This is a genomic window from Lacticaseibacillus boliensis (genome assembly GCF_054784775.1).
This window is the reverse complement of record NZ_BAAIHN010000026.1, coordinates 34,117-41,575: the sequence shown is the minus strand read 5'-3', so window position 1 is coordinate 41,575 and position 7,459 is coordinate 34,117. Positions and strand designations below refer to the sequence as shown.

Annotated in this window: 9 protein-coding genes and 1 rRNA gene; 3 read left to right on the top strand and 7 right to left on the bottom strand. The window is 53.8% G+C overall.

Annotated features, from left to right (window positions below):
* The 3 genes from ACYVRB_RS10630 to ACYVRB_RS10620 all read right to left on the bottom strand — a co-directional run.
* Nucleotides 1-72: ribosomal RNA gene (locus tag ACYVRB_RS10630) — 16S ribosomal RNA — on the bottom strand; the annotation flags it as partial.
* Nucleotides 73-530: 458 nt separating this feature from the next.
* Nucleotides 531-908 (bottom strand): CvfD/Ygs/GSP13 family RNA-binding post-transcriptional regulator, encoded by a 378-nt coding sequence (locus ACYVRB_RS10625; protein ID WP_461215307.1) that lies wholly within the window; start codon nucleotides 906-908, stop codon nucleotides 531-533.
* Nucleotides 909-939: 31 nt separating this feature from the next.
* On the bottom strand, nucleotides 940-1,524 hold the full coding sequence (locus tag ACYVRB_RS10620) for a peptidylprolyl isomerase (protein WP_461215308.1): 585 nt from the start codon (nucleotides 1,522-1,524) through the stop codon (nucleotides 940-942).
* A 126-nt stretch (nucleotides 1,525-1,650) separates the two neighbouring features.
* On the opposite strand from ACYVRB_RS10620, the gene ACYVRB_RS10615 reads away from it, so the two are divergent.
* The 3 genes from ACYVRB_RS10615 (at nucleotide 1,651) to ACYVRB_RS10605 (ending at nucleotide 3,880) form a co-directional block, all read left to right on the top strand.
* On the top strand, nucleotides 1,651-2,634 hold the full coding sequence (locus tag ACYVRB_RS10615; RefSeq protein ID WP_461215306.1) for an NAD(P)/FAD-dependent oxidoreductase: 984 nt from the start codon (nucleotides 1,651-1,653) through the stop codon (nucleotides 2,632-2,634).
* A 10-nt stretch (nucleotides 2,635-2,644) separates the two neighbouring features.
* Nucleotides 2,645-3,148 carry a phosphatidylglycerophosphatase A family protein gene (locus ACYVRB_RS10610; RefSeq protein ID WP_461215304.1) on the top strand — a complete coding sequence of 168 codons (504 nt, stop codon included), beginning with the start codon at nucleotides 2,645-2,647 and terminating at the stop codon, nucleotides 3,146-3,148.
* A 72-nt stretch (nucleotides 3,149-3,220) separates the two neighbouring features.
* Nucleotides 3,221-3,880, top strand: coding sequence for a VTT domain-containing protein (locus ACYVRB_RS10605; protein WP_461215303.1), 660 nt, complete (start codon nucleotides 3,221-3,223; stop codon nucleotides 3,878-3,880).
* A gap of 47 nt (nucleotides 3,881-3,927) precedes the next feature.
* Here ACYVRB_RS10605 and ACYVRB_RS10600 read toward each other — a convergent pair whose 3' ends face one another.
* From ACYVRB_RS10600 to ACYVRB_RS10585, 4 genes are all read right to left on the bottom strand, one after another.
* Nucleotides 3,928-4,548 carry a TIGR01906 family membrane protein gene (locus ACYVRB_RS10600; RefSeq protein WP_461215302.1) on the bottom strand — a complete coding sequence of 207 codons (621 nt, stop codon included), beginning with the start codon at nucleotides 4,546-4,548 and terminating at the stop codon, nucleotides 3,928-3,930.
* A 2-nt stretch (nucleotides 4,549-4,550) separates the two neighbouring features.
* On the bottom strand, nucleotides 4,551-5,336 hold the full coding sequence (locus ACYVRB_RS10595; RefSeq protein WP_461215300.1) for a TIGR01457 family HAD-type hydrolase: 786 nt from the start codon (nucleotides 5,334-5,336) through the stop codon (nucleotides 4,551-4,553).
* A gap of 136 nt (nucleotides 5,337-5,472) precedes the next feature.
* Nucleotides 5,473-6,012, bottom strand: coding sequence for a YutD family protein (locus tag ACYVRB_RS10590; RefSeq protein ID WP_461215299.1), 540 nt, complete (start codon nucleotides 6,010-6,012; stop codon nucleotides 5,473-5,475).
* A gap of 33 nt (nucleotides 6,013-6,045) precedes the next feature.
* Nucleotides 6,046-7,422 carry a bifunctional metallophosphatase/5'-nucleotidase gene (locus ACYVRB_RS10585; RefSeq protein ID WP_461215298.1) on the bottom strand — a complete coding sequence of 459 codons (1,377 nt, stop codon included), beginning with the start codon at nucleotides 7,420-7,422 and terminating at the stop codon, nucleotides 6,046-6,048.
* Between the last annotated feature and the right edge of the window lie 37 nt (nucleotides 7,423-7,459).

Below are 7,459 nucleotides of genomic sequence, written 5' to 3'. Positions count from 1 at the left end.
ACCTCGTTCGACTTGCATGTATTAGGCACGCCGCCAGCGTTCATCCTGAGCCAGGATCAAACTCTCATATAATGAGTTATTTGAATAGCTCGTTTGTTGTTCTTCACTAAGGCCGAAACCTTAGATCTGAGATTTACTAGCGAAATTGACTTCGCTCATGTTTAATTCTTTTCATTTAAGAAAAGCCCTATCACATTTACGAAACTTTGTTCAGTTTTCAAAGGACTACCTTGTCCAAAAGACAACTTTATAAGTATATCTGATGGATTCAATGTTGTCAACAACTTTTTTCGATTAATTATTCATCAGATGAATAATCTTTCATAAGTTATCCGGTAGGCAACTGCCTTGCCGCTCGACAACAATAGATATCTTACCAGCTTAGCGCCCCCTTCGTCAACACATATTTACACTTTTTTGTTTCAGACGGGCATCTCCGAATTTTATACGTACAGAATGAATATTAACACTATAAAACCCGAACAGCAAAACCGGCACACACGGCCTTTGTTAGTAAAAAAGCAGACTCATTAATGAGTCTGCTTTTCCAAACGTTGTAGATATTCATCGACCCAGCCTTGCAAATGCGTGGCGATCGGTGTGAAACCGGTGTGCACTTTGCGTGTCGTCCAGTAGTGCTTGCGGCGCCGATAGCTTGTCAGCTCTGGTGCCGGCAGCAAAGCCCGCAATGAAAGACTGATCTTGCCGGTGTATTCATCGATGTCGAGAATCACCACCGACAGTGATTGACCGATGTGAAACTGGTCACTGAGCGCTTTGACAAAGCCATGTTGGCACTCAGAAATGTGCACGAGCCCTTGCGTGTGATCATCCAATAGCACAAAGACCCCATACGGTTGAATGCCTGTGACCTTGCCAGTAATGATGTCACCTATGCGATAATTCATCCTGACACTTCATTTCTATAGAGACAACGGGTTATTCTTCAACCGTAACTGAGTTGATCAGGATGTCTTCTGCCGGCTTGTCCCCTGGCAGCGTCTTGACCTTGCTGATCTTATCGACAACGTCTTGGCCTGCCATCACATGGCCGAAAACGGTATGACGATGGTCTAGCCACGGCGTGCCGCCTTGCTTGTAGGCGTCAATGATCGCTTGCGGATAGCCGGCTTGTGGCATCTGCTGGAGCATGTCTTGGTTGAGGTGCTCGTTAGACACGATGAAAAACTGGCTACCGTTGGTGTTAGGACCAGCATTAGCCATCGACAAGGCCCCTTTGAGGTTGAAGACTTCGTTAGAAAACTCGTCTTCAAACGCGTGCCCATAGATGCTTTCGCCACCGGCACCAGTCCCGGTTGGGTCGCCGCCTTGGATCATGAAGTCTGCGATAACCCGGTGGAACGAGACGCCATCGTAATAGCCTTGCTTGGCCAAGCCGATGAAGTTCTCAACGGTCTTGGGTGCTTGGTCCTTGAACAAGGCAAACGTGACATCGCCCATCGTGGTATGCAGGGTCGCTTTAGGACCCTTGAAGTTTGCTAAGTCTAATTGTGGGTACATAATTGCCTCCTATATGATTAATCCTTCCTATTGTACCCGAAGAATGGTCAGATTGCGATGGCACATAGTCGCACAGGCCAAAATGTGATAGGGTAAGGCTATCAGTTTCAGCAGAAATGAGGGATTCTTTTGTCAGCACACACTTATGAAATCACCGTTATTGGCGGCGGCCCTGTCGGCATGTTCTCCGCCTTTTACGCCGGCTTGCACAGCGCAGACGTCTTGTTGCTCGAAAGTCTATCGGAACTCGGCGGCCAACCTGGGAACCTGTATCCCGCCAAGATCTTGTATGATATCGGCGGCTACCCTGCCATCAACGGCCAAGAACTGGTCAAGCGGCTCACCCAACAGGTCACCCACTTCAAACCCACGATCAAAACGGCGACGAATGTCCAGACCATCACCCAGACGCCAGACGGCTTCACCCTTGAAACCACCAATGGCACCTACCAAACCAAAACCATCATCGTCGCCACTGGTGGCGGAGCTTTCACCCCGAGAAAACTCGCCGTGGATTACGACCCGGCGCTAGATGACAAGCAAGTGAACTATTTTGTCAGAGATGTCCAAAGCATGCACGACCTCGACGTCGCCATCGCCGGGGGCGGTGATTCCGCGATCGACTGGGCACTGGCGTTGGAGCCGATCGCCAAAAGCGTGCATCTGATCCACCGGCGCAACCAGTTCCGGGGGCTTGAAGCCAGTGTTGCTTCGCTTAAAGCTAGCAGCGTGAACTTGCACACCCCCTATCTGATCGACAGCGTGACGGCGGCTTCTGGTGATCGAATCGACGTCGGCCTCAAAGAAGTCCGCGGCGACGACACCCAGACGTTGAACGTCGATCGCCTGTTGGTCAACTACGGCTTCATGAGCGAAAACAAGCAACTCCGCCACTGGGGCATCGACTTGGTGCATAACGCCGTGACCGTTGATTCCAAGATGGCGACCAACATCCCCGGCATTTATGCAGTGGGCGACGCCATCACCTACCCTGGCAAGCTCAAGCTGATCGCCAGCGGGTTTGGTGAAGCACCGATCGCGGTGTCTGAAGCCTTGAATTACCTCTACCCTGACCGCCGCCAGGCAACCCACAGCACCCAGTTATATCATTAAGGAGGACGCAATGACCAACGAGGAAAAGCTTTATGAACATACCCATGATCTGCTAGCTGAACGCGGCGTCTCGATCGAGGCGATCGGTGAGTTGGTCATGTTCTTACAATCTAAGTTCATTCCCGACCTCACGCTTGAAACCGCGATGACCAACGTCGACATCGTGTTGAAAAAGCGCGAAGTTCAAAACGCCGTGATGACCGGCGTGCAGCTAGACAAGCTGGCCGAAGCCGGGCAACTCGAGGCCCCGCTGCAAAGCATTATCGCAGAAGACGAAGGGCTTTACGGCGTCGACGAGATCCTGGCGTTTGCCATCGTCAACGTTTACGGCTCGATCGGGTTTACCAACTACGGCTATATCGACCGCGTCAAACCTGGTATCTTGGCTAAGCTCAACGCCCATGAGCCCGGCATCATCCACACGTTTTTGGATGACATTGTCGGGGCGATCGCCGCAGCGGCGGCCAGTCGCCTGGCCCATGCGCATCCGGAGTTGGAAGACGATAATTACTAAGCTTAACCAATTCTTCACCAATCAACGCCGAGGAATACGTATAATAGGGGTACTACAACAAAGGAGTCGGGTATGCAACTGATCGATTTTATTCTGCACATCGATGACCATCTCATCACGATCGTCAACACCTTCGGCAACTGGACCTATCTGATTTTGTTTTTGATGGTGTTCATCGAAACCGGGGTCGTGATCTTTCCGTTCTTGCCGGGGGACTCGCTACTGTTTGCGGCGTGCGCCTTGGCCGCCAACTCGGTTTACCACCTGAACGTCTGGGTCTTCTATGTGATTTTCCTGCTTGCAGCAGTGCTTGGCGACACCGCCAACTACGAGATTGGGAAGCACTTGGGCCTGGCGGCGGAAAACAGTTCGCTGTTTGGACGGCTCATCAACCGAGACAAACTGGCCAGCGCCGAGCATTTTTTCGATAAGCACGGTGGCAAGACGATCGCGATCGCGCGGTTCATCCCGCTGATCCGGACGTTTGCGCCGTTTGTTGCCGGCGGGTCGAACATGCATTATGGCAAGTTCATCCACTACAACTTCTTGGGCGGGTTCTTATGGGTCTCGATGTGTTGCATCGCCGGCTTCTTCTTTGGCAATGTTCCGTTCGTCAAAGCCCACTTCTCCCTGGTCGTTTTGGCGATCATCGCAGTTTCGCTGGTGCCGGTGATCATCACTGCCGTCCGTAGCCGTATCCGCAAACCACAAGAAGCACCGAGTGAAGACTAACGCACCACGCAAAAAGGCCTCGCAGAAAGAAATCTGCGAGGCCTTTTTTAATGGCTGCGGGCATCGCGGCGCCCACGCCAGATGCCGTAAATCATCACGGCTTCAAACAACAGCAAGGCCAGCGCAAAGCAGGCCGAGAAGAAATCTTCGGGCAACACGTTGATGATCGGATCGACCGCGGGGTCAAACAGCCAATCATCATTGCGGAACAATACCTTGTGAAACTGGATGAATACCGCGTTGAAGTTGACCGCCATCAAAGCACCCAACACCAGCGGCACGACCGCCCCAATCTCAAACGGCAACACCAACCGCCAGCGTTCGTGGCGTGCGGCTAAGTGCCGCCAAGCACGCACGCCTGGGATCACCGTCAGGATGAAAACGATAATGTCGAAGATAAACAGCTTCCGCACATCAGCGAAGTGTTGCGCCCCACTAGCAGAACTGGGAAAGTCTTGCATGTGTAGCTTCGGGATCCAAGGGAGCTGCAGGTACGCCATCAGTTGCAGATAGTTGTGATACAGCCGCTCAAACGTCAACCCGCAGGCGCGGGTGAGGCCGTCTTTGAGCACAAATAACGGAAACAACCCGTAAGTCAGCAAGATCGTTGCCCAGACCACCGCGCTGATGATAAACAACCATAAAAGCAGATGCCGCCACCATCTCATGTTCAGACCTCCCAGTCCGCCAGGCTTTCGACTTGATGCGTCGGTTGGATCTTCTGCGCCGCAACGAATTCATGTGTCGAGATCCCAGTGTAAACCAAGAGCTGATCGATGTCGGCGTTGATGCCGGCTTGAATGTCAGTTTTGTAGTTGTCACCGACCATCACCACGTCTTCGCGGCGCAAACCCATCCGTTTCAAACCTTGTTCCATGATGATGGCTTCTGGCTTGCCGATGTAAAACGCCTTTTGTTGAGTGCTACGTTCGACCAAGGCGATCACGGAGCCGGCACCGGGCACGTGGCCACGCTCGTTAGGCAGGTTGGTGTCTGCGTTGGTGCCGATGAACTTTCCTCCACGCTGGATCGCCAGCGTCGCCAGTTCGAACTTGTGGTAGGTGACGTCATAATCCAGGCCGACAACGACATATTCTGGATCGTACTCGTTGAAGGTCAATCCAACGTCGAGCATCGCCTGTTTGAGGCCGATTTCCCCAATGACATACACCGTGTGGCCATGGGCGTCGCCGCCGCAGTCTTGCTGGATCCAAGCCGCCGTCGCCAATGACGGGGTGTAGACCTGGGCCGGCGTCGCGTGCACGTCATGGTTGTCTGCCAAGTTGCGGCACACCGCTTCCGGCGACTTGGTGGTATTGTTCGTTAAGAACAAAAACGGAATGTGTTTGGCCTGAAGGCGGTCGACAAAATCTTTGGCTTCTGGAATGCGCTCCCTGCCACGATACATCGTGCCGTCTAGATCGATCATGTAACCTTTGTAATTGCTTTTCGTCATGTGCTACTCCTGTGGGATTTTTCAGTATAGCTTCTATCCTAACACTAACGCCTGGCCCCGCCTAGAACCCAAACAAGCGTCGAAAGCGCTCAACTTAGAGTTCAAGTCGAGCGCCTCGGCGCTTGTCACTGATCGTTTATTCAGAATCGGTTTCACGCTGGCGGATCGTGAAGTGGCGCTGGCGGGGTTTGGCACCCACCGTTTCCGCCCGGCCGCGTGGTGATGTGGTCGGGCCGGTTTTGCGTTCTTGATACGGCTTGTTCGCGCGCTTACGCCGCCGAGAACGGTTGCCGTCTCGGTGCGGCCGCCGCTTGGGCTTGGTCTCGGGAGCGTCGAGCCGCTGCAGGACAAAGTAGGCACAACCAAAATTGCAGTATTCGTTGAGATAATCCATCAGCGTGTTGATCGTCTGGTCTTTGCTGGCGTGACGGCTGTCAACGTCGTAGAAACCCTTGAGTCGCAACTGGTCATAACCCCAGTCGCCGACGATGTAATCATATTTTTCTAAGATCTCGGTATAACGATTGGCAAACGCCTCGAGATCAAACGGTTGTTTATAGGTGTTGACGACCCGATAGCGCCTGCCGTCGATTGTCAGCAGGTCTTCTGCGACCCGCTCAATGGCAGCCACCGGCTTTGCCGCTGGTTTTTGCACGTCAGTATTCTTCTTAGGCATGGCGTTTTTCCTCCATAGTTGTTCAGTATAACACTACGCCAAGGGGAAATGTTTGGCGAGATAATCGCCAAACACGTCGCGTAAAAACCGCGGGAACAGCAAGTGATTGTCGCCCACGATCTCGATCGTCGGGAAAAACGGAATGAACAAATAATGATCCAAGCCGGTGAGCGTATATGTCTGGGTCAGCTCCAGCGGCTTGCCACAATACAAGACCTGGCGCTTGGGCGTCACCTGCAGCTGGCGCCAGGCGAGCTCACCGAAGACCTTGCCACGAAAGCTCATCCCAATCAGATGGAAATGCTCCAAGAAGCGCCGGTTCTTCTCACCTTCCATCACCAGTCGCCACAGGTCTGCCCCGCGCAACGTGATGGTCATCAAATGCATGGCATGAGGCAACATCGCGTGCAAGTCCGCCTTGGTGACAACGCCTGCTTTCAGCGGTTGCAAGAACAATCCGGCGTTGAGCATCGCCGCTTGGGTGCCGCCGGCTTCAGCGACGGCCTCAAGCCCCAACGTCAACAGCGGTGACGGCCGATCATAGGCGATCGCATAAGCATGCGGGAGCTTGGCCACCGGTTGCGCCGCGAGCTTGGCAATGCCTTTTTCCCGCCAAGCTCGCGTTTGGTCGGCTTCGTCTGCTACCGGCGGTAAGTCTTCAAAAGCTGTCGTCTCTGCCTTGCTGGCCGTGAGATGGTGCATGGCGTCTAGCAAAAGCGTGATTTTGCCCACGTGTTGGCCGTGTTTGCCAGCCGCCGTCAGCAGTGTCTGGTGACACCACTCCCCGTCTGGCAACAGGTGGTGCGTGTGGCCGCCCACGATCACATTGATCTGTGGGTAATGCTCAGCCAGATAGCGGTCTGCCGGCAACCCAAGGTGTGACAGGCAGACTAACACGTCATAGGTGCCACCGATAGTCTGCAGCAAATCTGGCAATACCGCCTCAACCGGCCGCACCTGCCAGCCGTTGGGAGAATAACTCAGAAAATACGGGGCCGTGAAGCCAATGATCGCCACTCGGGTACCATCGTCAGTCGTCTTGTAAACCACCGGCTTGGCCCAAGCCGGCCGCGTACCGTCTTCTTCAAACAAATTGGCCAGCGCCACCGGAAACTGCGCGTCTGCATACAACGCCTCCAGCGCCTGGTGGCTGTTACCAACGCCTTCGTTGTTGCCGATCGTCACCGCGTCATAGCCGGCGGCGTTCAACAAGTCGACGTTGAAGTGCCCGGCGGTCGCCTCTGTCAGCGGATGTTCACGATCCATCGCATCCCCGTCATCCATGATCAAAACCGCTGCCCCGCGAGCAGTCGCCGCCGCCTTTTGCTGGCGCAACCATTGCGCGATCCGCGGCCAGTGCTCGACGTGTGAGTGTAGGTCGTTCGTATGTAGAATCACCAATTCTGCCATTAATCTCCCACCTTCCTACCTTAATAGTAAGGCCCGT